This is a genomic window from Nonomuraea fuscirosea (genome assembly GCF_003001935.1).
Taxonomy (GTDB): Bacteria; Actinomycetota; Actinomycetes; order Streptosporangiales; family Streptosporangiaceae; genus Nonomuraea; species Nonomuraea fuscirosea.
This window is the reverse complement of record NZ_PVNG01000018.1, coordinates 35,989-59,272: the sequence shown is the minus strand read 5'-3', so window position 1 is coordinate 59,272 and position 23,284 is coordinate 35,989. Positions and strand designations below refer to the sequence as shown.

Genomic DNA, 23,284 nt, shown 5'->3' with positions numbered 1-23,284 from the left:
ACCGAAGCCTAAGGCTTGCCGAAGCGTGCCGCGCGGGCCGGGAAGGGCAGCGCGGACTCCCCCGGCTCAGGTGAGCCGGGGGACCGCGATCGGGTCAGGTCAGGCGGGAACCTGCTCGATGGTGACCGACTCGATGATGACGTCCTCGGCCGGCCGGTCGCGCTGGTCGGTGCGGGTCTTGGCGATGGCGTCGACCACGTCCTGACCCTCGATCACCTCACCGAAGATCGAGTGCTTGCCGTTGAGGTGCGGCGTCGGCACGACCGTGATGAAGAACTGCGAGCCGTTGGTGCCCCTGCCGCCGCGGACTCCGGCGTTGGCCATGGCCAGCAGGTAGGGGCGGTTGAAGTAGAGATCCGGGTGGATCTCGTCGTCGAACTCGTAGCCGGGGCCGCCGATGCCCTGGCCGAGCGGGTCTCCGCCCTGGATCATGAAACCGGAGATGACCCGGTGGAAGATCGTGCCGTCGTAGTAGCGGCCGGTGCTCTTCGCACCGGTGCCCGGGTGGGTCCACTCGCGCTGGCCTTCGGCCAGTTCCACGAAGTTTCGCACCGTTTTCGGGGCCTTGGTGGGGAAGAGTTCCACCTTGATATTGCCGCGGTTGGTGTTCAGATTTGCGATCAGCTTCTCAGCCACGAGACAGCTGCCCCCCTCTATGCACAGGGTTGGTTTGTAGTGTTTTGAGATTTATGGCCGTCCGGCCTTCCGAGCCATCCTCCCATGGACGGCCATGATTGAGCCGCCTTGTCCAGGGAAGGTCAGGCTCGGGGCCCCGATAGACAGGGGAGGTTGTCGTGTCCCTGACAATGAGAAGACGCCGCGTGGTCATAGAGGTTCCCGCCACGTGGATGGGCCGAATGAAGGCTCAGGCCGTGCGAACCGGCCACCGGATGCAGCCCATGGCGGACCAGGCCAAGGTGGTCGCCGCCCAGCGCATCGAAGACGCCCGATACTGGGCGGCGCCGCGGCTGGAGTCCGCGGCGCACGGATTCGAGGACCAGGTCGCACCCAAGGTCAGCGAGATGCTGACCACCGCGGCCAGGAAGATCGACCCCACGCCGTCGCGGTCGCGGCGCTGGCCGATGCTCGTCCTGCTCACCGGTCTCGCGGTGGGGGCGATCGGTTACACGTTCTACCGCCGCAACGCACAGCAGTGGACCGAACACATGAAGGACTCCGCCTCCGATGCCTCACGATGGGTCAATGAGCAGGCGGAGCAGACTTCCGGGTCCACGGACCGGATGGCGACCGACGTGTCGAACAAGGCGGACGAGACGTCTCGCAAGATGTCCTGATCTCGCTGGAAAGCGCGCCCTCGCGAGACTGCGGGGGCGCGCTTCCGTCTGCAGAGGGCGCTTCCTCCACGTACGGGAGCGTTGACGTACGACCAAGCGCTTGTTACAACCCCGCTATGGCGCTGTCACCCCTCGACGACTTCCCGGTGCACCAGGCGGCCCAGGTCATGCGGCACGTGACCACCGGCGACCGCAACTTCTACGACCGCTACTACTTCAACTGCCACGCCGCCTCCGACGAGCTGATGCTGATCGTCGGCCTCGGCCAGTACCCCAACCTGGGCGTCACCGACGCCTTCGCCTGCCTGCGCACCCCCGACCTGCACCGCGTCGTGCGGGCCTCGCGCGAGCTGGGCGCCGACCGGATGGACACGCGCGTCGGCCCGTTCCGCGTCGAGGTGATCGAAGGGCTCAAGCGGCTCAGGGTGGTCCTGGAGCCGAACGAGCATGGCCTGTCCTTCGACCTCACGTGGGAGGGGACGATCCCGGCCGTGCTGGAGCCCCGGCACTTCCTGCGCTGGCAGGAGCGGGTGGTCTTCGACTCCGTACGCCTGGCGCAGACCGGCCGCTGGTCCGGAAACATCAGGATCGGGGAGGACGAGGAGATCCCGGTCACCTCCGACCGCTGGATGGGCACCAGGGACCGCAGCTGGGGCATCAGGCCCGTGGGCGAACCCGAGCCGCCCGGCATCCAGGCCAAGAACTCCGGCACGTTCTACTGGCTCTACACGCCGATGCGCTTCGACGACCACGCCATCCTCTGCATCATCCAGGAGGACGAGCGGGGCCGCCGGCTGCTGGAGGAGGCCGTACGCGTCTGGTCCGACGGGCGCGAGGAGGAATACCTCGGCCGGCCGGAGTACCGCCCGGTCTACGCCCCCGGCACCCGCGACGTCGTCGAGGCCACGATCACGTTCGCACCGCCCGGCGGCAAGCCGTTCGACGTGCGCTGCACGCCGCTGCTGCCCGTCCACCTCATGGTCGGCACCGGCTACGGGCTGGAGCAGGAGTGGCGCCACGGGATGTACCAGGGGGCCGATCCCGTCGTGCAGGGCGTGACGCACCGGCTGCCCGACGACGCGGCCAGGATGTGGGGCCTGGTCGACGCCGTCGGGCGCTTCGAGTACGACGGCCTCGTGGGCCACGGGCTCTACGAGTACTGGGCCCTGGGACCGCACCCGTCGTTCACGGACTGACCGGGAGCCGCTACTCCGCCTTCTTGCAGCTGATGGAGATGGTCTCGGCCAGACCGTTCTCCGGCGGCGCCACGCCCTCCGCCGCGTCGCTCGGCTGCGCGGGCCTGGCCGGGAGGGCGACGCCCATCTCGGGGACCTCCTCCGACGCGATCCTGCTGCCCTTGACGACCTTGCCCGCCTCGCCCTCGAATCCGTCACTCAGGTCCTTGACCCGTACGGCCACCCCGTCGGCTCCGGCCCGCACCGCCTCGCCCTTGGCCAGGACGTCCTTGGCCGGGAGCGCCGGCATGATCTCGATGGTCTTGCCGTCGCTCGTCGTGCAGACCACCTTCGAGCCGGCGGCGGGCGCGGGGGTCTGGTCGGCCATCGCGGATCCGGCCACACCGGTGATGGCGAGCACGGCGACCGCGCCGAGCACCGCGAGACGTCGTTTGAACATGAGGGCTCCTCACTGGGAATCGAACGAACGCCTCCGAGACTGGCCTGCCGTACCTGAAGTGATCCTGAAGAGCCCTCAAATGATCTTCAGGTTGGCTTTAGGTCCGGTGCGGCACTCTGGACGACGTGCGAGTGTTACTGGTGGAGGACGAGGAGCGGCTGGCCGACCTGGTCAAGGGCGGGCTGGCAGGCGAGGGCTTCGCGGTCGACGTGGCCCACGACGGGCGCGACGGGCTGTGGATGGCCACCGAGAACACCTACGACGTGATCGTCCTGGACGTGATGCTGCCCCGGATGAACGGCTACGCCGTCTGCTCCAAGCTGCGCGAGGCGGGCGACTGGACGCCGATCATGATGCTCACGGCCAAGGACGGCATCTACGACGAGGCCGAGGCGCTCGACAACGGCGCCGACGACTACCTGGCCAAACCCTTCTCGTACGTGGTGCTGCTGGCCAGGCTGCGCGCTCTGGTCCGGCGGGGCGGGCGTGAGCGGCCCGTTTCGATCAGCGTCGGCGACCTCGTGATCGATCCGGCCGGGCTGCGCTGCCGCAGGGGCGAGGTGCAGATCGGGCTGACGCCGAAGGAGTTCGCGGTGCTGCACGCGCTCGCCCGCCGGCCCGGCGAGGTGGTCTCCAAGAGCGAGCTGCTCTCCCAGGCATGGGACTTCTCCTACGACGGCGACCCGAACATCGTCGAGGTCTACATCAGCGCTCTGCGGCGGAAGATCGACGTGCCGTTCGGCAGGATGACGCTCATGACGGTCCGCGGGGCCGGCTACCGGCTGGAGGCGGCGTGACGATCGAGCCGAACAGGCTGGCGGGTGGGTTGTCGTCGGTGCGGCTGCGGGCGACCGCCGCGGCCACGCTCGTCGTCGCGCTCGCCCTGGGAGCGGCGGCCCTGGTGCTGATCATGGCGCTGCGCGGCACGCTGGAGAGCAGCGCCGACGCCGCGGCGGCCAGGAAGGTCTCGGCGGTGCTGCCGTACGCGGAGACGATAGAACTCTCCGCCACGGAAGCCGCGGAAGCCACGGAGGCCGCGAAGGCCGCGGAAGCGCCGCCCGGCCGGGCCGCCGAGCCCCTGAAGCCGCCCGCCAGGACAGAACCCGCCCCCGCGGGCGTGTCCGCGCTGATCAGGGCGGGCCAGGTGCAGCTGACCGACGGCACGGTGGCGCGGATCGCCGACCCCGACGTCCTGCTGACCAGGCGGGCCGACGCGGCGGAGAACTGGGCGGCGTCCGGCCAGTACGCCGTCGCGAAAGCCCAGGTGGCCACCGCCGCCGGCCCCGCCGTGGTGTTCGGCCGGGTCTCGCTGGAGGGCGCGGAGGAGGCGCTGAACACGCTGTACGGTGCGCTGCTGCCCGGCGTGCCCGCACTGCTGCTGGTGGTGGCCGGCATGACCTGGCTCTCGGTGGGCCGCGCGCTCGGCCCCGTGGCCGCGATCAGGGCCAAGGTGGCCGACATCACGGCCCGCGATCTGCACCAGCGGGTGCCCGTACCGAGCTCGAAGGACGAGATCGCGGCGCTGGCGACCACCGTGAACGGCACGCTCGACCGGCTGGAGACGGCCGTGGAGCGGCACAAGCGCTTCGTCGCCGACGCCGCGCACGAGCTGCGCAGCCCCATCGCGACCCTGCGGGCCCGGCTGGAGCTGGCCGAGTCGAGCGAGCTGACCGTGGAGGCCCTGGCCGACGTCGAACGCCTGCAGTCGCTGGCCGCCGACCTGCTCATGCTGGCCAAGCTGGACGCGGGCGAGCCGCTGCGGGCCGCCGAGCTGGACCTGGGCCAGGTGGCGGCGGAGGCGTCGCTGCGGGCCAGGCGGCGGCCGGAGGTGCGGGTCGAGCTGGACGTCGAGCCCGACGTGGTGATGCGGGGGTCGAGCGCGCATCTCGACCGCCTGGTGACGAACCTGGCCGACAACGCCGTCCGGCACGCGGCCTCGACCGTACGGGTGCGGGTGGCCGCCGAGGACGGCCAGGCGGTGCTGGAGGTGTGCGACGACGGACCGGGGATCCCGCCGGAGCACCGGGAGGCGGTGTTCGACCGCTTCACCCGGCTGGACGAGGCGCGGGCCAGGGACGCGGGCGGCGCGGGGCTCGGGCTGCCGATCGCGCGGGACATCGCGCTCCTGCACGAGGGCTCACTCGTGTACGCCGGCTCCGGCTTCGTCGCGCGCTTCCCCCTGGACGACGGGTAGCGCGTACGTGGTGTGCCGCCTGGTGATCGCGAACCCGGCGCGCGTGTAGACGCCGACGGCCCCCGTGGCGTTGTCGACGTCGACGCCCAGCCCGGCGCTGTGATAGCCCTGGCGGGCGAGGACGGTCAGGGCGTGCGCCATCAGCGCGCCCGCCACGCCCTTGCCGCGCCACTCCTTGAGTGTGCCGACGATCTGGATCCACGCCTGGCGCTCCTCGCGGCGGGCGTTTCTGGCCTCGAAGACGTGCGTGATCAGCACGCCCACGGCCCGGTCACCGGCCAGCGCCAGGAACGACGACTCCGGCCGGAAGTTCACGGAGCCGGTGATCTGGCTCGTCCAGCTCTCCCGTGTGTGCGCCACGTAACCCCAGTGGTCGCGGAACGACTCGTCGCGTACGTGGCGGGCCTGTTCGTCCAGCTCGGGCGACCAGGTGACGATGCGCACGCCGTCCGGCGTCCTGAGCGGGGGCGGGTCGCCCGGCAGGGGGCGTTCCATGTCGGCGAAGGTGCGGACGACGGCGAACCCGGTCCGCTCGGCCAGCGCCCTGACGCCCGCGTTGTCGTGGGCGGCGAGGAGGTGAAGCTCCGCGTCCACGCCGGGGAACGCCCTGGCGCTCAGCACCGGCGCCGTACGGACGGCCCAGTCCACGATCCGGCGGCCGAGCCCCTGCCTGCGGTAGGCGGGGTGCACCCCGCCGGAGAAGCGCAGGTAGTGCTTTCCGCCCTCGGCGGACTGCCGGACCGGCAGGTAGCCGAACGCCACGATGCGCTCGCCCTCCCTGGCCGCGATCGTGCCCTCGGCCAGGTCGATCAGGGGGTGGGCGAGCCGCTCGGCCGCCTCGTCGACCCCGTGCGGCTCGCCGGTCCTGTCCTCTGCCTCCACCGCGGCGTAGAGCTCGGCCAGTCTCCCGGCGTCTCCCCGCTCAAGCGATCCCCACCTCATGCCGGGCAGCCTAGGTGAGCCGGGCGGCACATCCCAACCGCTCGCCGATGCGGGCCAGCCCTTCGGCGAAGGACCTGCGGGTCTGCTCGTCGAAGCCGTGGAAGAACTTGTTCACCAGGGTGACAGCCCAGCTCAGCCGCTCGGCCACGTCGTAGACGCGGTGGATCACGCGCGTGCCCTCGGGGTCTGCGACGACCGCCCACTCGCCGCGGTACCACCAGCCGCCCTGGTAGGCGACGGTGTGCTCGCCGAGCTCGGTCTTCATCTCGTATCGCGGCCGGTCGTCCAGCAGGGCCCGCCACACCCGGTCCACCGGCGCCGCGACCACGCCGGAGACCTCGGTGATGAGCTTCTTCCTCATGGCCGGCCCACCCGGGTGTTCTGGAAGGAGGCGAAGCGCCAGCCCTCGGGGGTGCGCAGGGCGGTCAGCGTGATGACGGAGGCGCGGCTGGGGTCGGGCTCGCCGTCCATGGTGGAGGTGCCGCCGATGACCAGCACCGCGACGTCGGCGGTGAGCTGCCTGATCCGCGGCGCCTGGTCGCTCTCCGCCAGCTTGATCGGGGTCTCGAACAGCTTCCTGTGCACTTCCTCGATGGCCTTGCGGCCCTCCAGGTGCAGTCCGAAGTAGGTGATGTAGTCGGCGTCCTCGGTGAACAGGCCGGCGTAGCCCGCGGCGTCCCCGGCGTTCCAGGTCTCGGTCATGCGCTCGACCAGTCGGATGATCTCGGCGGACATGTCATGACTCCTTCGTGTCGCGGCACGGCCGGGGGACCGCGCCAGGTCATGGCATGACGCTATAACGCTCTCTTCTATATTGCAAGTTGCACTATTTAAGATGCGCCAGGTCGCTCGCTGCGTCGTCTCAGGCGTCCAGTTGCATGAAGGCGCGCTCGATGACCTGCCTGGTGACGTCCTCGGAGTAGGGGAAGAGTTTGATCAGGTCGCGCAGCCCCTCCACGTGGGCCCGTTTGGCCAGCTCGGCCACCTGCACCAGCTCGTCGTGCTGCGCCTGGGCGAACGCCCGGTCCACCACCGCGCCGTGCCCCGGCACGATCACCGGCTCCGGCATCTCCGCCAGCATCGCGGCCGTCGTCGCGGGCCAGTCCAGCGGGTACGAGTCGCTGAACGCCGGCGGCGCCCCCTCCTCCACCAGGTCCCCGGCGAACACCACGCCCGCGTCCGGCACCTGCGCCACGATGTCGTTGCTGCTGTGCCCGAGCCCGAAGTGGCGCAGATGCACCATGCGCCCGCCGATGTCGAGGCTGGCCGCGGCCGTGAACGTGTGGTCGGGCGGAACGATCGTGACCTCCTCCATCTCCTCGCGCCGCTCAGGATGATGCTTGATCACGCCGGCCCGGCTGTCCTCGCCGTACCGTTCGATCTCCTCGGCGCACCTGGCGTGCCCCCAGATCTCGGCGGGGCGGAAGAGCGCATTGCCGAAGTAGTGGTCGAAATGGGAGTGGCTGTTGACGACCGTCCACGGGGCGGCGGTGATCCGCCTGACCGCCGCCACGAGATCCGCCGCCTCCTGGTGGGAGCTGCGCGTGTCGAGCACCAGGCAGTGCCCGTCGCCCACGATCAGCCCCGTGTTCAGGTCGAACGACCGATGACGCCGGACGTATACCCGGTCGCCGACCTCATGCCATTGCTCGTTCATGCCAAGGAACACTACTTTTAGCCGCGGTGAATGGCATATGTCCCTGCGTCACCCGCGCAGGTACGCCAGCACCGCCAGCACCCGCCGGTGCCCGTCGGCGGCGGGCGGGAGGTCGAGCTTGGCGAAGATGCCGGCGATGTGCTTGGCCACGGCCGCCTCCGTGACGAAGAGCTCCTTGGCGATCGAGGCGTTGGAGCGGCCCTCGGCGATCAGGCCCAGCACCTCGTGCTCGCGCGGGGTCAGCCGGGCCAGCGGGTCGCGCCTGCGTCGCAGCAGTTGGCGCACCACCTCGGGGTCGACGACCGTGCCGCCCGCGGCCACCCGGTCGAGTGCCTCGACGAACTCGCGTACGTCGCCGATGCGGTCCTTCAGCAGGTAACCGATGCCGGCTCCCGCGCCGGACGCGAGCAGTTCGGCCGCGTACGTCTGCTCCACGTACTGGCTGAGCACCAGCACCGCCAGTCCCGGCTCCCGTCCGCGCAGTTCCAGCGCGGCCCGCAGCCCCTCGTCGGCGAAGCCGGGCGGCATCCGCACATCCGTCACCACCACGTCGGGACGGTGCGCGGCGACGGCCTCGATCAGGGCGGGGGCGTCCCCGACGGCGGCGGCGACGGTGTGGCCGAAGCGTTCGAGCAGCCCGGCCAGGCCCTCGCGGAGCAGGACGGCGTCCTCGGCGATCACCACGCGCACGTGCTCTTCCTTCCCATCCTGGTCATGGGCACGGGATCTCCGCCCGGCACGGGGTTCGCGTTCATGGGCACGGAATCTCCGCCCGGACCAGGGTCGGGCCGCCGGACGGGCTCGACAGGGACAGTCTTCCGCCCACCACCGCCAGCCGGTCGGCCAGCCCGGTCAGCCCCGTCCCCTTCGCCTGGTCGGCACCCCCGACGCCGTCGTCGCGCACCTCGACGACCAGCGTGCCCGCCTCGATCCGGCCGGCGACGTGCCCCCTGGTGGCCTGGCCGTGCCTGGCCAGGTTCGTCAGGGCCTCGCTGACGACGTAGTACGCGGTCACCTCGACCGGCGCGGGCAGCCGGCCCGGCACGGAGACGTCCACGTCGACCGGCACCGGCGAGCGTCCCGCCACGTCGTGCACCGCCGCCGCCAGCCCCCGGTCGGTGAGCACCTGGGAGTGCACGCCTCTGATCAGCTCGCGCAGCTCGGCCAGCGCCTGCTTGGCCTCCGCCTGGGCCACCCCGATCAGCCGGGCCGCCTCGGAGCCCTCGGGCAGGTCCAGTCCGACCATCCCCAGCGTCATGGTCAGCGCGACCAGACGTTGCTGCGCGCCGTCGTGCAGGTCCCGCTCGATCCGGCGGCGCTCCGTCTCGTACGCGTCCACCAGCCGCGCCCGCGACCGCAGCACCTCGCCCAGCTCGGAGCCCTGCGGCGCCAGCACCGCGCGCACCATGGCCCCCCTCGCCCCCGCCCAGGCGGTGATCGTGTACGCGGCCACCGGCAGCAGCAGGACACCCGCGACGAACGCCAGCACGCCGGCGACCGGCGTCGCCTCGGGCTGGACGAACCAGGTGAGCGCCACCACCAGGGGCCCGCCGACCGTGACCGCCAGCATGACCAGGTCGATCCACCACAGCGCGACCACGGTCATGACGACCAGCCCCGCCTCCCGCCTGCGCCGGTCCTGGGTGTCCGGCAGGGGGACGGCGTCCACCAGGCGCAGCCGGGCGCGTTCGAAGCGGGCGACCAGCGGGACCGACCCGGCCAGGGCGGCCAGGCCCGTCACGAGGCCCAGCGCCGGGGTGACCAGCGTGCCGCCGTAGGCAGCCGCGGCGACGAGCCCGGCGGCCGCGCCGGGGACGAGCCCGGCCACCAGGTACGCCGCGCCGCGCCACGGCCAGGCGGAGGCGAGGAACGGGAGGGGGCGCTGCGTCAGGGCTTCGAGCGCGGTCCTGTTGAGCACCTTGTGACCGTATCCGCTGGTGGGAGGGCAGGCAGTAGTGCTGGGTAGAGCATTCGTCCCGTACGCCCGCCACTTGTGCCCGAGCAGCGACGCTTGGTTGCGGGCCGTCAGGCGGTCACGGTGCCGCGGCGGCCGTACCGGTCCGCCACGGCGTCGAACAGCTCCACCGCGCGCCCCAGATCCCCGACCTCCGCCGCCGGCTGTCCGAGCTGCGGGTCGAAGCACTCGAACCCGGACGCGCCCGCCACCACGGCCGCCACCTCGTACAGCAGCCCGACCACCCGGCGGGCCTCCTCGCCGTGGGTCCGGTAGGGGACGCTCATCTCCCAGCCGCCCTCCCAGTGGTTCACCGAGATGCCGGTGGCCTCGTGGTCGAGCTCCCAGTTCGGCGGGTACTCGACGATGCGCACCTCGCCCAGCAGCTCGCGGGTGCGGCCGACGATGCTCTCCCACGCCTCCAGGTCGGGCCGCAGCGGCTCCGCCCGCGCGTCGTCGGCCGCCAGCGCCTCGTCCCATGACTGGCCGGGCGCGCGGCGGGTGAAGTAAAGGTCGTAGCTCATGGGGGACGAAGGTACTAGGTGCCGGATCTTGACGGTTACGTCCGGAACGTCAGGCCCTCGAAGGCGCCCGACGTACGCCACCGGTCGATGTAGGCGAAGTACGCCACCGCCCCGTGCGGATGGCCGACGTTGAGCCGGTCCTTCATGCCGAGGTCCCGGCCCTCGTTGTTGTAGTAGCCGGGCGTGCAGTCGGGGGAGCCGAGCATCCGGCCGGCGCCGGACAGCAGCAGGTCGACCCAGCCCTGCTCGGCCTGCGCCGACGCCTCGACCTGGGCGTACCCGTGCTCGACCGCGTGCCTGACGGTCGTGGCGATGGTCCTGCCCGCCTCCGTCAGGTTGTGCGGGATGTTGGAGATGAGGTTGGCGCCCTGCGTCGGCTGCACGAGGAAGGCGTTCGGGAAGCCGTGCACGTGGATGCCGTGCAGCGTGCGCATGCCCTGCGCCCAGTGCTCCGACAGCAGCACCCCGTCGCGCCCGGTCAGGTCGTAGCCGGCCCGGCGGGTGTAGTCGGTGCCGACCTCGAAGCCGGAGGCGTAGATGACGCAGTCGACCTCGTACTCCTTGTCGCCCGCCAGCACACCCCGCTCGGTGATCCGCGTGACGCCCCTGCCGTCGGTGTCCACGAGGTGGGTGCCGGGCACGTTGAACGCCCGCAGGTATTCGTCGTGGAAGCAGGGCCGCTTGCAGAGCTGGCGGTACCACGCCTTCAGCCGCCGCGCGGTCTCCGGGTCCCGCACGATGCTGTCGACGCGGGCGCGGATCTCCTCCATCTTCTCGAAGTCGGAGTCCTCGAACGCGGCCAGCATCGTGTCCTGGGTGAGCTCGTTCCGCGGGATGGCGTTGATCTTGGAGCGGTAGCGGCGGGCGATGTCGGTCCAGCCGTCCATCACCAGGTCCTCCTCGGCCGCGCCGCCGGTCTGGTTCGCGGTGAAGTTCTCCAGCCAGCGCTGCTGCCAGCCGGGGCTCGCGATCGTGGCGAACCAGCCGGGGTCGGTCGGCCGGTTGTCCCGTACGTCGACCGACGAGGGCGTGCGCTGGAAGACGTACAGCTCGGCGCAGGCCCGCGCCAGGTGCGGGACGCACTGCACGGCCGTCGCGCCGGTGCCGATGACGGCCACCCGCTTGTCCGCCAGCCGGTCCATGGGCGCGCCCGAGGGGTCGCCGCCGGTGTAGTCGTAGTCCCAGCGGCTGGTGTGGAAGGAGTGGCCGCCGAACTCCTCGATCCCGGGGATGCCGGGCAGTTTCGGCACGTGCAGCGGGCCGATGCCCATGGCGACGAACTGCGCGGTGAACGCGTCGCCTCTGTTGGTCCTGACGATCCAGCGGGAGCGGTCCTCGTCCCAGGTCAGGTCCAGGACCTCGGTGTGGAACAGGGCGTTGTCGTACAGGCCGAAGTGTTTGCCGATGCGGCGGCAGTGTTCGAGGATCTCGGGGGCGTGCGCGTACTTCTCGGTCGGCATGTGGCCGGTCTCTTCGAGCAGCGGCATGTAGACGAACGACGCCGTGTCGCACTGGGCGCCGGGGTAGCGGTTCCAGTACCAGGTGCCGCCGAAGTCGCCGCCCTTCTCGACGATGCGCACGTCGTCGATGCCGGCCTCCTTCAGCCGGGCGCCGGTGACGAGCCCGGCGAAGCCGCCGCCGATGAAGGCGACGGTCACGTGGTCGGTCTTGGGGTCGCGCTCGGTCATCGGGGTGTACGGGTCGTCGAGGTAGTGGGCGAAACGGCCGGTGAGGCGGAGGTACTGGTCGTTGCCGTCCGGCCGGAGCCGCTTGTCGCGCTCTTCGCGATATTTCCGGCGAAGGGCGTCCCTGTCGATGGTCGGGCGCTCTGTCATGCATCCCTCCGGGGGCGACGACGGTAATTCCAGAATGACATTCGGAAATGGCGTCCGACAAGCTCCGCGCCGCGATTGCGCGCGGCCTGCCACCCGGCGGCCACGGGGGCACGATGAAACGCCCGATTACCTGAGCGGGATGTCCACTATTGTGGTGGCTCGGACACACGGAGGAAGCGGATCCATGCTGGCCCATCGCGCACTCGTCATCGCCATGTTGCCGGCGATCGGGCTGCGGGTGCTGGCCGTGCTCGGCTTCCCTCCCGCCATCCTCTTCTACGGCGACTCCTTCGCGTTCCTGCGCGAGGAGCTGACGCCCGGCACGACGAGACCGTCCGGCTACTCCCTGCTCCTCGCCGTGCTGCGGCCCGCGCACAGCCTCAGCCTGGTCACGGTCCTGCAGCACCTGCTCGGGCTGGCGCTCGCGGTCGGGGTGTACGCGCTGCTGCGCCGCCGCGGCCTGCCGGGCTGGGGCGCGGCGCTGCTGGTCACGCCGCTGCTCTACGACGAGTTCCTCCTGCTGCTCGAACACATGATCATGGCCGACGCCGTCTTCATCGTGCTCGTCACGGCGGCCATCGGGCTCATCGTCTGGCGCGTCTCGCCGACGACGGCGGCCGTGGGCGGGCTGCTGCTCGGCCTGGCCGGGATCACCAGGACGGTCGGCCTGCCGCTGCTCATCCTGACCGCCGCCTACCTGCTGATCAGGCGGTACGGCTGGCGCCCCCTGGTGGCGCTGCTCGTCGCCGGGGCGATTCCGCTGGGCGCGTACGCCACCTGGATGAAGGTGGAGAAGGGCAAGTTCGGCCTGACCGAGGCCGACGGCAACTTCCTGTGGTCCAGGACCATGAGCTTCGCCGACTGCGCGGTGATCAAGCCGCCGGAACGGCTGGCCGTGCTCTGCCCCGACATGCCCGTGGCGCAGCGGCCCTATCCACCGCACTGGCTGTGGGAGAGCTTCTCGCCGCTACTCAAGGTGCCGGGGGCGGCCAACCGCAACCAGCTGGCCGGCGAGTTCGCCAGGCAGGCCATCCTCGCCCAGCCCGGGGGCTACCTCGGGGCCGTCGCGACGGATCTCACCCAGCTGCTGCGCTGGGAGCGGACGGCCGTCGACGAGAAGACGCCGTACAAGCTGCCGGCCTCCGAGCGTCCCATCAGCGAGTCCGTACGCGGCGTGGCCGAGTCGTACGAGGCCGGGCCGGCCGCGACGCGGGTGGTGGAGCCGTTCGCCGGGTGGCTGCGGGCGTACCAGCGGTTCGGGTACGTGCCGTTCCCGCTGCTCGTGCTGGCCCTGGTCGGGGCCCTCGTGGCCGCGCCGCTGCGGCGGCGATGGGACGCGCTCCTGCCCGGGGTCGCCGCGCTCGCCCTGGTCGTCTCGCCGCCGTTCCTGGCCGCGTTCGACGTGCGGTACGTGATCCCGGCGATCCCGCTGGTGTGCCTGGCGGTGGGACTGACCTTCGCCGGCACCCGTACCCCGTTCTTCGCACGACGTGCGCAGCCCGCCGAACAGCGAGAACCGGCCCAGGTCGCCTAGCCACCTGTCCGCGCGTGCTGGCAGGCGCCCGGCGGCCGGTGTTACCGTTGCACCTGTAACAGCGCACTTACACGTGATGGGAAGCTATGACGCAGGCCGGGCCGACGGGTGACGACCTGGTCGAGATGCTGGCGGCGCTGTCCAACCCGCTGCGACTGCGCATCGTCGCGCAACTGGCCGCCGGGCGCGACTACGTGAGCCACCTGGCCCGCGTGATCGGCATCAGCCGCCCGCTCCTGCACATGCACCTGCGCCGGCTGGAGGCCGCCGGCCTGATCGCCGGCAACCTGGAGCTGTCGGACGACGGCAAGGCCATGAAGTACTACCAGGTCACCGACTTCAGCTTGCACCTGACCGCGTCGACGCTGGCCGAGGCGGCCAAGACACTCACCACCCCCGACCCCGCCGAGGGTCCCGGACGCTAGGAGCCCTTCCGATGCCCATGGCCTGGCCCGAGGTGATCTTCTTTCTCGGTGTGCTGATCCTCGTCACCTTCCTCATCAGCGTGGTCATCGTGGGCCTGTTCGAGTCCCGCAAGTCCAGACTCCAGGCCGACCAGGCGGACGACCTGCGCCGGCTCGTCCAGCGCTTCGAGCAGTTGGCCGAGAACACCATGGACGCCCAGCAGCGAGTGGCCGCCGACCTGGCGGAACTACGCGCCCGCACCGCCACGATCGAGCAGATCTTACGCACGGTGGAGTGACACGGGGCGGAGTCCTCCGCAGATGGCCGGTCGAGCACCGGCCGATTGAGAACCGCTCGGTGGCCACGGCCTCTCGGGTCAGCACCACCCCGGGACACGGCCGCTCGGTGATCAGGGTGGCTGGGCGGTCAGGGTGGCTGGGCGCTCAGGGCCGGTTGGGCGGTCAGGGGTTGCTGCGCGGTCAGGGGCGGTCGGGCATGCTCGCGTTGAAGCGGGATACGAAGCGGCGCTGCCAGGGGGTCTCGACGGCCTGTTTCGCGTAGTGCTCGCGGACGTAGGCCACCGCCTGATCCGCCGGCACGCCGTCGAGCACGGCCAGACAGGCCAAGGCGGTGCCGGTGCGGCCACGCCCGCCGCCGCAGGCGACCTCGACGCGCTCGGACCCGGCCCGCTCCCACGCCTCGCGCAGCGCCTCGGCGGTGGCCGCGCGGTCGGAGGGCAGCCAGAAGTCGGGCCAGCGTAACCACCGATGCTCCCACTCGACCGGTGGCGGCGGCTTGCCCAGCAGGTAGAGGGCGAAGGCCGGCTGCGGCCCCGGCGGCAGCGGGTGCCGCAGACCTCTGCCCCGGACGAGACGACCCGAGGGCAACCTCAGCACTCCCTCGGCAGCGGGCTCCCACGTCATGCCCCGAGGCTGACCCGCCCGCACGGCACGACCCCGCCCGTTCATCCCAGGGCGGACAGCGAACCGCCCTGTTCATCCCAGGGCGGACAGCGGGCCGTACCCGGTCAGCCCCGGGCGGACAGCGGAACGGCTTCGGGGAGCCAGCGCGTGGTCAGGTCGGTGACGACGGCGCCGCCTGTGTCGGTGAGGTGGACGTGGTCCACGAGGATGCGCCGGCCGCCCGTGTGGGCGATGTCGTCCCAGCCGCGCCCGAGCAGGTGGTGCTGGGCCGCGACCCAGAAGGCGAGTGGAAAGCCGAAGTCGTAGGCCGTGAGCGGGCCGCCGTCCTGCCGCAGCAGGTCGGTCAGCCGCTCGTGCAGGGGCAGGTAGTCGGCCCCGGTCTGCTCGGCGACCTCCTTGACGGCGGTGTTGTAGCGGGTGAGCCGGCGGTTGATCTCGGTGTCCTGGTCCTCGCCCAGTGGAGGGAGGGACATGAGGGCGACGCGGGCGCCGGTGGCGGTCCTGACGCGGGTGACGATCTCGCCGAGGGTGTCGCGGTACTGCTCCACGGGAACCGCATTGCGTACGTCGTTGGTGCCGACGAGGAGCGTGACGGCGGCCGGGCGGCAGGCCACGATGTCGGTGCCGACGCGCCGCGCCAGGTCGGCGGCGGTGTCGCCGTTGACGCCCGCATTGACGAACTCGTACGCGGGAAGCGCGGCACGCAGCGCTCCCACCCAGTCCGCGCCGAGCGCGCCCTGCGTCATGCTGGCCCCGGCCGCCACCACGCGCGGACGCGCCCCCGGCCCCTTGGCGCACGCCTCGGCGGGCGGATTGTCCGGCGGGCGGAGAAAGGTGCGGTAGCCCACGAGCCCGGCAGCCCCCAGGGTGACGGCGAGCAGAAGGGAGACGGCGATGAGGACGGCTCGCTTCATGATCAGTACCCCAGGGAGACGCAGTGGCCGACGGTGGCCGGGTCGTCGATGGCTTCGAGCACGGCGTGGGCGAGGTCGGCCCTGGCGATGGTGACGCCGCCCCGGACGTTCAGGTCGACGGCGGTGCGGTAAGCGCGCCGCCTGCCGTCGGTGAGGCGTGGCGGCCGCATGATCGTCCAGTCCAGACCACTGGCGCGGACCTCCTCGTCGGTACGCGCGAAGTCGGCGAACCCCGTCCGCAGGAAGCGGCGCAGCAGTGGCTTGACCAGCACGCGGCTCGCGAAGCCGTCGCCCGCGTCGACGACATGCCCACTGGCGGTCACGACGACCAGGCGACTCGTGCCCGTGGCGCGCATCGCGGCGATGATCGACCGCGCTCCGGCTGCACACACGTTCCCGGCGTCCCGGCCGCGCGGTCCGAGAGCGGAGACCACGGCGTCGCTGCCGCTCAGCGCCGATTCAATGGCCTCGGGCCGCATGACGTCTGCGGTCACGAGGGTGAGCCCGGAGTGGCGAGGACCGGTCAGGCGGGCGGGGTCGCGTACGACTGCGGTGACGTGGTGGCCGGCGGTGAGGGCCTGCTGCACGAGGTGTCGTCCCGTGCCGCCGGTGGCGCCGAAGACAGTGATCTTCACTTAGACTCCAGGTGAGTAAACGCTTGCTAACAAGCCGAGACGATAGTGAGCGTTTACTAACCACGTCAAGCAGGAAGCGGGAAAGGGCGCGTGATGGGCACCAGAGACGTGATTCTCGACGCGGCGGCCGAGGTGATGGCGGAGCGGGGCCTGGCCAATGTGACGACCAGGCAGATCGCCGGCGCCGCCGGGTTCACCGAGGCGGCGCTCTACAAGCACTTCACCAACAAGGCCGACCTGCTCGTGGCCGTCATCAGGGAGCGCTCACCCGGCTTCACCCAGCTGGCCCAGGCGCTCAAGGGCGACAACAGCCTGCTGGACGACCTCACCGCCGCAGCCAGAGCGGCCATCGACTTCTACCGGACCGGATTCCCCATGCTGGCCTCGATCTTCGCCGACCCCGGCACGCTGGCCGCGCACAAGGAGGAGCTGCGGCGGCAGGGCGCGGGCCCGCACATGGCCAACCAGGCAGTGGCCGCCTACCTGCGGGCCCAGCAGAAAGCCGGGCGGGTGCGGCGGGACGCGGACGTGACGGCGGCGGCGGGACTGCTGCTCGGAGCCTGCTTCCAGCACGCCTTCCTGAGCCACATGTCGGCGCCCGGGCACGACGACGACGGCGAGGCGGCCGCCTCGTTCGCCCGCACGCTCCTCGAATCACTGACCGACTGAGCCGAGCCGGGCCGGCCTGTCAGCGGGTACGGCCGGCCCGGCGCCGGTTGCGGCGGAAGATGCCGAACTCGGCCGTGAGCCCCAGCACGGCTCATTCAAGTCCGGAGTGGGCGTCCTGATGAGAAAGCGGCAGAGTCCGTACGTCAGTGCCGCCCTGCCCACGCGGCCAGCCGGTTCAGGAAGGTCGTGGTCGTGGGGAGGTGCTCGTCCTCGGCGACCAGTACGGCCGCGTGGAAGGCGTGCGGCATCCCCTCGTACACGTCGAGGTCCACCGGTGTGCCCGCCGCCGACGCCGCCTCGGCGAAGCGGTGCACGTCCTTGAGCAGGATCTCGTCGCCCCCGACCGACAACAGGAGCGGCGCGAGCCCGCGCAGGTCGCCGTAGAGGGGGGACTGCGGCGCCTCGTCGGGGCGGGCGCCGGCCAGGTACTGGGTGGTGATCGGCTCCATGATGGACGGGTCGATCGAGTCGCGCCCGCCGCCCTCGCCCGGCGCGGGGAACGAGGCCGCGAGGTCGGTGATCGGGGAGACGGGAACGGCTCCGCCGGGCATGGGGTCCCCGGCGGCGGCGACCAGCAGCAGGGCCGACAGGACCAGCGTGGCGCCGGCCGACTCGCCGACCAGCAGGATCCGGCCGGCCGGCACCCCTTGGGCGAGCAGGGCTCGGTACGCGGCCAGCACGTCCTCGATCGCGGCCGGGTACGGATGCGCGGGCGCCAGGCGGTAGTCCACAGCGTAGACCGGCCGGCCGGTGGCCTTGGACAGGCGGTGGGCCATGATCCGTTCCATCGGCGGGTTGCTCATGGAGAAGCCGCCGCCGTGCACGTACAGAGTGACGCCGTCCTCCAGGGTGCGGCCGCCGGCCGTGACCCAGGCGCCGGGCACGCCGCCGGTCTCCGGCAGCACGGGGTCGAGGCTCGCGTCGCCGTCGAGCGACGGCGGGTCGGTGAACAGCCGGCCCATCTGGGCACGGACGCCGTCCGCTTCGTGTTGGTTTGCGGGGATGTGGGTGAGGTTCAGGTTCATGAGGAGGTCCTTTTCGATCGCCCGAGGCAAGCAGGGCACGCCGGTACACGGGCACGCAGGTACACGGGCATGGGCACGCTGAGATGAACCGCGAAGACGCGGTGGAACAGCTGGACACCGCCAAGCGCGGGTAGAACAGCCGGACACCGTCGAAACGCGGCGAAGAAGCCGGCGACCGCGAAAAGCGCGGTCAGAGCCGGAACGGTGCGTCGTCATCGCCCGGACGGCGAGCACCGACCTGATCGGTGAGCCGCCAAGGGCAGGTCATCCGGGGATGACGCGCGGGCGCTGAGCGCCTAGGCGCGACCTGTGACGTGTGAGTCCACGATGATCATCCCCTTGGTACCGGTGCCGCCCACCCGCCGACGTCCTCCCGATCGGCGTCACACGACACGCCCCGCCATTGAAGCCGCGCCCGCCCCCGGTGTCAACCGCGCCCTCGACGACGTACCAGGAAGATCGCTACGCTGACCGCCATGCGGGACGGTGTCTATCGCTACAACGAAGAGCGCTGGCAGGCCCTGGTCGAGGCGGACGCCCTGTTCACCAGGCCCATGCTCGACCTGGACCAGGACAGCGCCCGCGGCTACCTCGGCCTCGAACGGCTCGGCCTGCCCGGTGACGTGGCGGGCCGCAGGGTGCTCTGCCTGGCGAGCGGCGGCGGCCAGCAGTCCGCGGCGTTCGCCCTGCTCGGCGCGGACGTGACCGTCTTCGACATCTCCTCGGGGCAGTTGGAGCGCGACCGTCAGGCGGCCGACCACTACGGCGTCGGCATCCGCACGGTCCAGGGGGACATGCGGGATCTGTCGGCCCTCCGCGGCTCCTCGTTCGACCTGGTCTGGCATCCGTACTCGCTGACCTTCGTCCCCGACGCGCGGGTCGTGTTCCGCGAGGTGGCCGGTGTCGTCGCGGCGGGCGGCGACTACTACCTGATGTGCGCCAACCCGTTCTACTCCGGGCTCACCCACCACGCCTGGAACGGCGCCGGCTACACACTCGACCAGCCCTACGAGGACGGCGCCGAGACGAGCTACCCCGACCAGGACTGGGTCTACGAGCGCGAGCCGGGCGGCCGGGCCGTCCAGCGGCCCCGCGAATACCGGCAGACGCTGAGCCGCATCGTCAACGGCCTGGTCGCCGAGGGCTTCACGCTGCGTTTCCTGGCCGAGGTCGACGACGGCGACGCCGAGGCGGAGCCGGGGACCTGGCACCACTTCATGGCGGTGGCTCCACCGTGGCTGGAGTTCGTCTGGCGGCGTTGAGCACTACTCCTCCTCGGTGAACACGACCTCGCGCCGCCGCCGGATCGCGGGCAGCACGGCGACGACGAGCGCCGCCACGGTCAGGGCCAGGAGCACCGCGGAGATCGGCCGGGTCAGGAAGACCGACGCGTCGCCGCGGGAGATGATCAGCGCCCGGCGCAGGTTCTCCTCCAGCAGCGGCCCGAGGACGAAGCCGAGCAGCAGCGGCGCCGGCTCGCAGCCGCACTTGATCAGGACGTACCCGAGGAGCCCGAAGAAGACGATCGCGTAGACGTCGTAGGCGTTGAAGCCCAGCGAGTACGTGCCGATCGACGCGAACAGGATGATCATCGGGAACAGCACCTGGTACGGAATGTGCAGCATGCGCACCCAGATGCCGATCAGCGGCAGGTTCAGCAGCACGAGCAGCACGTTCCCGATCCACATCGACGCGATCAGCCCCCAGAACAGCGCGGGCTCGTCGGTGATGACGTTCGGTCCCGGGGTGATGCCGTGCACGATGAACGCGCCGACCATCAGCGCCATCACCGGATGGGCGGGCAGGCCCAGAGTGAGCAGCGGGATGAATGAAGTCTGCGCGGCGGCGTTGTTCGCCGACTCGGGGCCGGCCACGCCTTCGATCGCGCCGCTGCCGAACTCCTCCCGCCGCTTCGAGATCCGCTTCTCGACCGCGTACGAGGTGAACGAGGCCAGCACGTGGCCGCCGCCGGGCAGGACGCCGAGCGCGGCGCCGAGTCCGGTGCCGCGCAGGATGGGGCCGACGATCCTGCGCCGGTCCTCGCGGGTCGGCCAGAGGTTCTTCACCCTGCCGATGACCGCCGTGCGGGTCTGCTCGTTCTCCAGGTTGCGCAGGATCTCGGCCAGCCCGAACATGCCGACGGCGACGGAGACGAAGTCGATGCCGCCGTACAGTTCGCGCTGGTCGAACACGAAGCGCGGGGTGCCGGTGTAGATGTCCTGGCCGACGGTGCCGAGCAGGACGCCGAGCGCGATCATGGCCAGCGCCTTGAGCGCCGTGCCGCGGGCCAGCGCGATCGACACGATCAGTCCGAGCAGCACCAGCGCGAAGTACTCGGCCGGGCCGAACTGCAGCGCGACGCGGGCCAGCGGCGGCGCGGCGACGGCGAGCGCGACGGTGGCGATCGTGCCCGCGATGAAGGACCCGACCGCGGCGGCGGCCAGCGCCGCGCCGGCCCGGCCCTGCCTCGCCATCTCGTGCCCGTCGAGCGCGGTGACCGCCGCCGACGACTCACCGGGCAGGTTGATCAGGATGGCGGTCGTCGAGCCGCCGTACTGGGCGCCGTAGTAGATGCCGGCCAGCATGATCAGCGCGGTGACCGGCTCGAAGCTGAACGTGATCGGCAGCAGCATCGCCACCGTCGCCGTCGGACCGATGCCGGGCAGTACGCCGACCGCCGTGCCGAGCAGCACTCCCACGAAGCAGTAGAGGACGTTCTGGACCAGGAGGGCGGTGGAGAAGCCCAGGGCGAGGTTGTCGAGGAGTTCCATGCCTCAATCCGGAAGCCGCGTCAGAATCCCAGCCACGGGCCCACGAGCGGGATCCGCAGCTGGAGTCCGACGACGAAGATGAGCGTGCTGGCCGCGGTCAGCCCGGCCGCCACGGCCACGGCCATGAGCGGCCGTACGCGCGTGCTGGCCAGCGTGGTGAGCAGGGCCGTCACCGCCGAGGTCGGCACGAACCCGAGGCCGCGTACGGTGAAGCCGAAGAACAGGACCGCGACCGTGATGACGGCGACCGCCCGCCACGGGACCGGACCGAACGCGATCACCTCGCCGGCGACGAGGCCCTTGACCACGATGGCGAGGCCCAGCCCGGCCACGATCAGGCCGACGAGCAGCGGGAAGGCTCCGGGGCCCATCCGCAGCGGGGTGCCCAGCTCGTAGCCGAGCGCCCCCGCCACGAACGCGCCACCGATCAGGATGAAGATCCCCCCGGCGAGGACGTCGGGAAGAGAGCGGCGGCGCTCCACTCAGGAGGCCTTCACGCCGGCGTCGGCGATGACCTTCGCCCAGGTGCCGAGCTGCTCCTGGAGCTTGGTCAGGTGCGCCTGCGGCGTCGCGTCCGCGGCCGGGACCGGGGCGGTGCCGAGCTTGGCCATCTGGTCGATGACCTTCTGGTCGACCAGGGCCGCCTGCAGCGCCTCGGACAGCTTCTGCACGACCTCCTTCGGCGTGCCCTTCGGCGCGTAGAGGCCGTGCCAGACGCTGACCTTGAGGTCGGGCAGCCCGCCCTCGGTGGTGGTGGGCAGGTCGGGCAGACTCTTCACCCGCTCAGGCGTGGTGACCGCGTACGCCTTCACCTCGCCCGCCGTGATCTGGCCGCTGGTGTTGGTGGTCTGGTCGCACATGAAGTCGACCTGGCCGCCGACGAGGTCGGTCAGCGCGGGGCCGGTGCCCTCGTACGGGACCTCCTGCAGTTTGACGCCGGTGGCGCTCTGGAAGAGCAGGCCGCACAGGTGGGAGGCGGCGCCAATGCCGGCGTTGGCGAGGGTGACCTTGCCGGAGTTGGCCTTCACGTAGGTGACCAGCTCTTGCAGGGTCTTGGGCTCGAAGTCCTTGCGGGCCACGATCGTCATCGGCACCTCGGTGACCAGGCCGATCGTCTCGAAGCTCTCGACCGGCTGGTAGCCGAGGTTCTGGTAGAGCGCGGGCGCCGTCGACATGCCGATGTGGTGCATGAGCACGGTGTAGCCGTCGGCCTCCGCCCGCGAGACCTCGCCGGCGCCGACCGTGCCGCCGGCGCCCTCGACGTTCTGCACGACGATCTTGCCGCCGAGCTTGGCCGCCATGGGTGTGGCGATCAGGCGGGTGACGGTGTCGGTGGGGCCGCCCGCGCTGAACGGCACGACGATCGTGATGTTCTGCTCCGGGTAGCCGGCGCCGGCCGCGGCCGTCGTGCCCCCGCCCGTGCCGCCGTTGCCGGAGCAGGCCGCGACGAGCGTGACCACACCGATCGCGGTGATCATCCGCGTGGCGGTCCTGTACGTGCGGAACGTCTTCATGTCGCGTCTCCTCGTCGCACATGCGCATATTTCGATGAGTGCGCCGACTCAGTCTCGAATGGCGGGAGCGCGGATGGTGTCAGAGGAATCCCAAGGAATGCGCCTGATGTCAGAGAAATCCCAAGAACTCGGGGGGTGACGCCGGTAGGGACGCCGGTCGTACAATCCGGTATGCGGATCACCATCATCGAGGATGACGACCGCGTGGCGCGGGGCCTGGTCACGGTCCTGGCTCAGGCGGGTTTCGAGGTGCATCGCCTGGCCACCGCGGCCGAGGCGGTCCGCGCCGCACCGTCCGACGTGGTCCTCGTCGACCTGGGCCTGCCCGACGGCGACGGGCTCGACGTGATCCGCAAGCTCCGCGACCGCCCCGAGACCGCCGTCATCGCCGTGACCGCCCGCTCCGAGGAGCACGAACGGGTCCGCGGCCTGCGCGCCGGCGCCGACGACTACATCGTCAAGCCGTTCGGCATCCCCGAGCTGCTGGCCAGGATCGACGCCGTGCTGCGGCGCACCCGGGTGGCCCGCGCCCTGAGCCACCCCGACGAGCCGCTCGTCCTCGGCCCGATGCGGATCGGCGTCGGCACCCGCGAGGTCACCGTCGAGGACACGCCGGTGACGCTGACCCGCAAGGAGTTCGAGCTGCTCCTGCTGCTGGCCCGCCGGGCGCCCAACGTGGTGAGCCGCGACGTCATCCTCGACCAGATCTGGGGCGCGACCTGGGAGTCCTCCAGCCGTACCCTCGACACCCACATCGCCGCGTTACGCCACAAACTCGGGCCCGCCGTCATCATCCGCACGATCCACGGGGTCGGATATCGGCTCCTGGCCGACCATCCGGAGCTGATCGGCTGACCT

General features: G+C 71.2%; 27 protein-coding genes. 10 read left to right on the top strand and 17 right to left on the bottom strand.

What is annotated here, in order from left to right:
- Positions 1-99 precede the first annotated feature (99 nt).
- Positions 100-636, bottom strand: coding sequence for a peptidylprolyl isomerase (locus B0I32_RS35905; RefSeq protein ID WP_106247374.1), 537 nt, complete (start codon positions 634-636; stop codon positions 100-102).
- 221 nt (positions 637-857) lie between these two features.
- Between B0I32_RS35905 and B0I32_RS35900 the strand changes: the two genes are divergently transcribed.
- Together B0I32_RS35900 and B0I32_RS35895 are read left to right on the top strand one after the other, a co-directional pair.
- Entirely contained in the window at positions 858-1,295 is a 438-nt protein-coding gene (locus tag B0I32_RS35900) for a hypothetical protein (RefSeq protein ID WP_106247372.1), read from the top strand.
- Positions 1,296-1,411: 116 nt separating this feature from the next.
- On the top strand, positions 1,412-2,491 hold the full coding sequence (locus tag B0I32_RS35895; protein ID WP_106247370.1) for an Rv3169 family protein: 1,080 nt from the start codon (positions 1,412-1,414) through the stop codon (positions 2,489-2,491).
- A 10-nt stretch (positions 2,492-2,501) separates the two neighbouring features.
- Here the strand turns inward: B0I32_RS35895 and B0I32_RS35890 are convergent, their stop codons facing one another.
- On the bottom strand, positions 2,502-2,930 hold the full coding sequence (locus tag B0I32_RS35890) for a hypothetical protein (RefSeq protein WP_106247369.1): 429 nt from the start codon (positions 2,928-2,930) through the stop codon (positions 2,502-2,504).
- 125 nt (positions 2,931-3,055) lie between these two features.
- Here B0I32_RS35890 and B0I32_RS35885 point away from each other — a divergent pair, with 125 nt between their 5' ends.
- Together B0I32_RS35885 and B0I32_RS35880 are read left to right on the top strand one after the other, a co-directional pair.
- Positions 3,056-3,727 (top strand): response regulator transcription factor, encoded by a 672-nt coding sequence (locus tag B0I32_RS35885; RefSeq protein ID WP_106247367.1) that lies wholly within the window; start codon positions 3,056-3,058, stop codon positions 3,725-3,727.
- Positions 3,724-5,124: a sensor histidine kinase gene (locus B0I32_RS35880; RefSeq protein WP_219912181.1), complete on the top strand. Its 1,401-nt coding sequence runs from the start codon at positions 3,724-3,726 to the stop codon at positions 5,122-5,124. The genes B0I32_RS35885 and B0I32_RS35880 overlap by 4 nt, the downstream gene beginning before the upstream one ends.
- Here the strand turns inward: B0I32_RS35880 and B0I32_RS35875 are convergent.
- From B0I32_RS35875 to B0I32_RS35845, 8 genes are all read right to left on the bottom strand, one after another.
- Positions 5,068-6,066: a GNAT family N-acetyltransferase gene (locus B0I32_RS35875; protein ID WP_106247365.1), complete on the bottom strand. Its 999-nt coding sequence runs from the start codon at positions 6,064-6,066 to the stop codon at positions 5,068-5,070. The two genes, B0I32_RS35880 and B0I32_RS35875, sit on opposite strands and share 57 nt — an antisense overlap.
- Positions 6,067-6,076: 10 nt before the next feature.
- Positions 6,077-6,427 carry a hypothetical protein gene (locus B0I32_RS35870; protein ID WP_106247363.1) on the bottom strand — a complete coding sequence of 117 codons (351 nt, stop codon included), beginning with the start codon at positions 6,425-6,427 and terminating at the stop codon, positions 6,077-6,079.
- A complete protein-coding gene (locus B0I32_RS35865) occupies positions 6,424-6,801 on the bottom strand; it encodes an SgcJ/EcaC family oxidoreductase (RefSeq protein ID WP_106247361.1) in 378 nt (125 codons plus the stop codon). The genes B0I32_RS35870 and B0I32_RS35865 overlap by 4 nt, the downstream gene beginning before the upstream one ends.
- Positions 6,802-6,928: 127 nt before the next feature.
- The gene (locus tag B0I32_RS35860; protein WP_106247359.1) at positions 6,929-7,723 is read right to left on the bottom strand and encodes an MBL fold metallo-hydrolase; all 795 of its coding nucleotides are present in this window, start codon (positions 7,721-7,723) and stop codon (positions 6,929-6,931) included.
- A gap of 48 nt (positions 7,724-7,771) precedes the next feature.
- On the bottom strand, positions 7,772-8,413 hold the full coding sequence (locus B0I32_RS35855) for a response regulator (RefSeq protein ID WP_181308147.1): 642 nt from the start codon (positions 8,411-8,413) through the stop codon (positions 7,772-7,774).
- 61 nt (positions 8,414-8,474) lie between these two features.
- Complete coding sequence (locus B0I32_RS35850) at positions 8,475-9,641, bottom strand: sensor histidine kinase (RefSeq protein ID WP_245956225.1); 1,167 nt, start codon at positions 9,639-9,641, stop codon at positions 8,475-8,477.
- 107 nt (positions 9,642-9,748) lie between these two features.
- Positions 9,749-10,201, bottom strand: a complete 453-nt coding sequence (locus tag B0I32_RS60290; protein WP_245956224.1) for a hypothetical protein — start codon at positions 10,199-10,201, stop codon at positions 9,749-9,751.
- A gap of 35 nt (positions 10,202-10,236) precedes the next feature.
- Positions 10,237-12,036, bottom strand: a complete 1,800-nt coding sequence (locus B0I32_RS35845) for a flavin-containing monooxygenase (RefSeq protein WP_106247356.1) — start codon at positions 12,034-12,036, stop codon at positions 10,237-10,239.
- Positions 12,037-12,220: 184 nt separating this feature from the next.
- Between B0I32_RS35845 and B0I32_RS35840 the strand changes: the two genes are divergently transcribed.
- The 3 genes from B0I32_RS35840 (at position 12,221) to B0I32_RS35830 (ending at position 14,273) form a co-directional block, all read left to right on the top strand.
- Complete coding sequence (locus B0I32_RS35840) at positions 12,221-13,570, top strand: hypothetical protein (protein ID WP_106247354.1); 1,350 nt, start codon at positions 12,221-12,223, stop codon at positions 13,568-13,570.
- A gap of 86 nt (positions 13,571-13,656) precedes the next feature.
- Complete coding sequence (locus B0I32_RS35835) at positions 13,657-13,995, top strand: ArsR/SmtB family transcription factor (RefSeq protein WP_106247353.1); 339 nt, start codon at positions 13,657-13,659, stop codon at positions 13,993-13,995.
- 11 nt (positions 13,996-14,006) lie between these two features.
- The gene (locus B0I32_RS35830) at positions 14,007-14,273 is read left to right on the top strand and encodes a hypothetical protein (RefSeq protein ID WP_219912180.1); all 267 of its coding nucleotides are present in this window, start codon (positions 14,007-14,009) and stop codon (positions 14,271-14,273) included.
- 181 nt (positions 14,274-14,454) lie between these two features.
- On the opposite strand, the gene B0I32_RS35825 is transcribed toward B0I32_RS35830, so the two are convergent.
- The 3 genes from B0I32_RS35825 to B0I32_RS35815 all read right to left on the bottom strand — a co-directional run bounded on the left by B0I32_RS35825 (position 14,455) and on the right by B0I32_RS35815 (position 16,447).
- Positions 14,455-14,898, bottom strand: coding sequence for a protein-tyrosine phosphatase family protein (locus B0I32_RS35825; RefSeq protein ID WP_106247351.1), 444 nt, complete (start codon positions 14,896-14,898; stop codon positions 14,455-14,457).
- Between the two features lie 104 nt (positions 14,899-15,002).
- Positions 15,003-15,812, bottom strand: coding sequence for an SGNH/GDSL hydrolase family protein (locus tag B0I32_RS35820; protein ID WP_106247350.1), 810 nt, complete (start codon positions 15,810-15,812; stop codon positions 15,003-15,005).
- A 2-nt stretch (positions 15,813-15,814) separates the two neighbouring features.
- Complete coding sequence (locus B0I32_RS35815; RefSeq protein WP_106247348.1) at positions 15,815-16,447, bottom strand: NAD(P)-dependent oxidoreductase; 633 nt, start codon at positions 16,445-16,447, stop codon at positions 15,815-15,817.
- 93 nt (positions 16,448-16,540) lie between these two features.
- Between B0I32_RS35815 and B0I32_RS35810 the strand changes: the two genes are divergently transcribed.
- Positions 16,541-17,116 carry a TetR/AcrR family transcriptional regulator gene (locus B0I32_RS35810; protein ID WP_106247347.1) on the top strand — a complete coding sequence of 192 codons (576 nt, stop codon included), beginning with the start codon at positions 16,541-16,543 and terminating at the stop codon, positions 17,114-17,116.
- Between the two features lie 143 nt (positions 17,117-17,259).
- Here the strand turns inward: B0I32_RS35810 and B0I32_RS35805 are convergent, their stop codons facing one another.
- Complete coding sequence (locus B0I32_RS35805; protein WP_245956223.1) at positions 17,260-18,141, bottom strand: alpha/beta hydrolase; 882 nt, start codon at positions 18,139-18,141, stop codon at positions 17,260-17,262.
- Positions 18,142-18,617: 476 nt separating this feature from the next.
- Between B0I32_RS35805 and B0I32_RS35800 the strand changes: the two genes are divergently transcribed.
- Entirely contained in the window at positions 18,618-19,403 is a 786-nt protein-coding gene (locus B0I32_RS35800) for a class I SAM-dependent methyltransferase (protein ID WP_106247345.1), read from the top strand.
- 3 nt (positions 19,404-19,406) lie between these two features.
- On the opposite strand, the gene B0I32_RS35795 is transcribed toward B0I32_RS35800, so the two are convergent.
- The 3 genes from B0I32_RS35795 to B0I32_RS35785 are packed head-to-tail and all read right to left on the bottom strand — an operon-like array spanning position 19,407 to position 22,426.
- Entirely contained in the window at positions 19,407-20,912 is a 1,506-nt protein-coding gene (locus tag B0I32_RS35795; RefSeq protein WP_106247344.1) for a tripartite tricarboxylate transporter permease, read from the bottom strand.
- A gap of 20 nt (positions 20,913-20,932) precedes the next feature.
- Positions 20,933-21,394 (bottom strand): tripartite tricarboxylate transporter TctB family protein, encoded by a 462-nt coding sequence (locus tag B0I32_RS35790; RefSeq protein WP_106247342.1) that lies wholly within the window; start codon positions 21,392-21,394, stop codon positions 20,933-20,935.
- The gene (locus tag B0I32_RS35785; RefSeq protein ID WP_181308145.1) at positions 21,395-22,426 is read right to left on the bottom strand and encodes a tripartite tricarboxylate transporter substrate-binding protein; all 1,032 of its coding nucleotides are present in this window, start codon (positions 22,424-22,426) and stop codon (positions 21,395-21,397) included.
- A 171-nt stretch (positions 22,427-22,597) separates the two neighbouring features.
- Between B0I32_RS35785 and B0I32_RS35780 the strand changes: the two genes are divergently transcribed.
- On the top strand, positions 22,598-23,281 hold the full coding sequence (locus B0I32_RS35780; RefSeq protein ID WP_106247341.1) for a response regulator transcription factor: 684 nt from the start codon (positions 22,598-22,600) through the stop codon (positions 23,279-23,281).
- The last annotated feature ends 3 nt before the right edge of the window (positions 23,282-23,284 follow it).

Coding starts and splice junctions, on each gene's coding strand:
- B0I32_RS35900 (WP_106247372.1), top strand. CDS start 858: ATGAAGGCTCAGGCCGTGCGAACCGGCCACCGGATGCAGCCCATGGCG.
- B0I32_RS35895 (WP_106247370.1), top strand. CDS start 1,412: ATGGCGCTGTCACCCCTCGACGACTTCCCGGTGCACCAGGCGGCCCAG.
- B0I32_RS35890 (WP_106247369.1), bottom strand. CDS start 2,930: ATGTTCAAACGACGTCTCGCGGTGCTCGGCGCGGTCGCCGTGCTCGCC.
- B0I32_RS35875 (WP_106247365.1), bottom strand. CDS start 6,066: ATGAGGTGGGGATCGCTTGAGCGGGGAGACGCCGGGAGACTGGCCGAG.
- B0I32_RS35870 (WP_106247363.1), bottom strand. CDS start 6,427: ATGAGGAAGAAGCTCATCACCGAGGTCTCCGGCGTGGTCGCGGCGCCG.
- B0I32_RS35865 (WP_106247361.1), bottom strand. CDS start 6,801: ATGTCCGCCGAGATCATCCGACTGGTCGAGCGCATGACCGAGACCTGG.
- B0I32_RS35860 (WP_106247359.1), bottom strand. CDS start 7,723: ATGAACGAGCAATGGCATGAGGTCGGCGACCGGGTATACGTCCGGCGT.
- B0I32_RS60290 (WP_245956224.1), bottom strand. CDS start 10,201: ATGAGCTACGACCTTTACTTCACCCGCCGCGCGCCCGGCCAGTCATGG.
- B0I32_RS35845 (WP_106247356.1), bottom strand. CDS start 12,036: ATGACAGAGCGCCCGACCATCGACAGGGACGCCCTTCGCCGGAAATAT.
- B0I32_RS35840 (WP_106247354.1), top strand. CDS start 12,221: ATGCTGGCCCATCGCGCACTCGTCATCGCCATGTTGCCGGCGATCGGG.
- B0I32_RS35835 (WP_106247353.1), top strand. CDS start 13,657: ATGACGCAGGCCGGGCCGACGGGTGACGACCTGGTCGAGATGCTGGCG.
- B0I32_RS35830 (WP_219912180.1), top strand. CDS start 14,007: ATGCCCATGGCCTGGCCCGAGGTGATCTTCTTTCTCGGTGTGCTGATC.
- B0I32_RS35825 (WP_106247351.1), bottom strand. CDS start 14,898: ATGACGTGGGAGCCCGCTGCCGAGGGAGTGCTGAGGTTGCCCTCGGGT.
- B0I32_RS35820 (WP_106247350.1), bottom strand. CDS start 15,812: ATGAAGCGAGCCGTCCTCATCGCCGTCTCCCTTCTGCTCGCCGTCACC.
- B0I32_RS35810 (WP_106247347.1), top strand. CDS start 16,541: ATGGGCACCAGAGACGTGATTCTCGACGCGGCGGCCGAGGTGATGGCG.
- B0I32_RS35805 (WP_245956223.1), bottom strand. CDS start 18,141: ATGAACCTGAACCTCACCCACATCCCCGCAAACCAACACGAAGCGGAC.
- B0I32_RS35800 (WP_106247345.1), top strand. CDS start 18,618: ATGCGGGACGGTGTCTATCGCTACAACGAAGAGCGCTGGCAGGCCCTG.
- B0I32_RS35795 (WP_106247344.1), bottom strand. CDS start 20,912: ATGGAACTCCTCGACAACCTCGCCCTGGGCTTCTCCACCGCCCTCCTG.
- B0I32_RS35785 (WP_181308145.1), bottom strand. CDS start 22,426: ATGAAGACGTTCCGCACGTACAGGACCGCCACGCGGATGATCACCGCG.
- B0I32_RS35780 (WP_106247341.1), top strand. CDS start 22,598: ATGCGGATCACCATCATCGAGGATGACGACCGCGTGGCGCGGGGCCTG.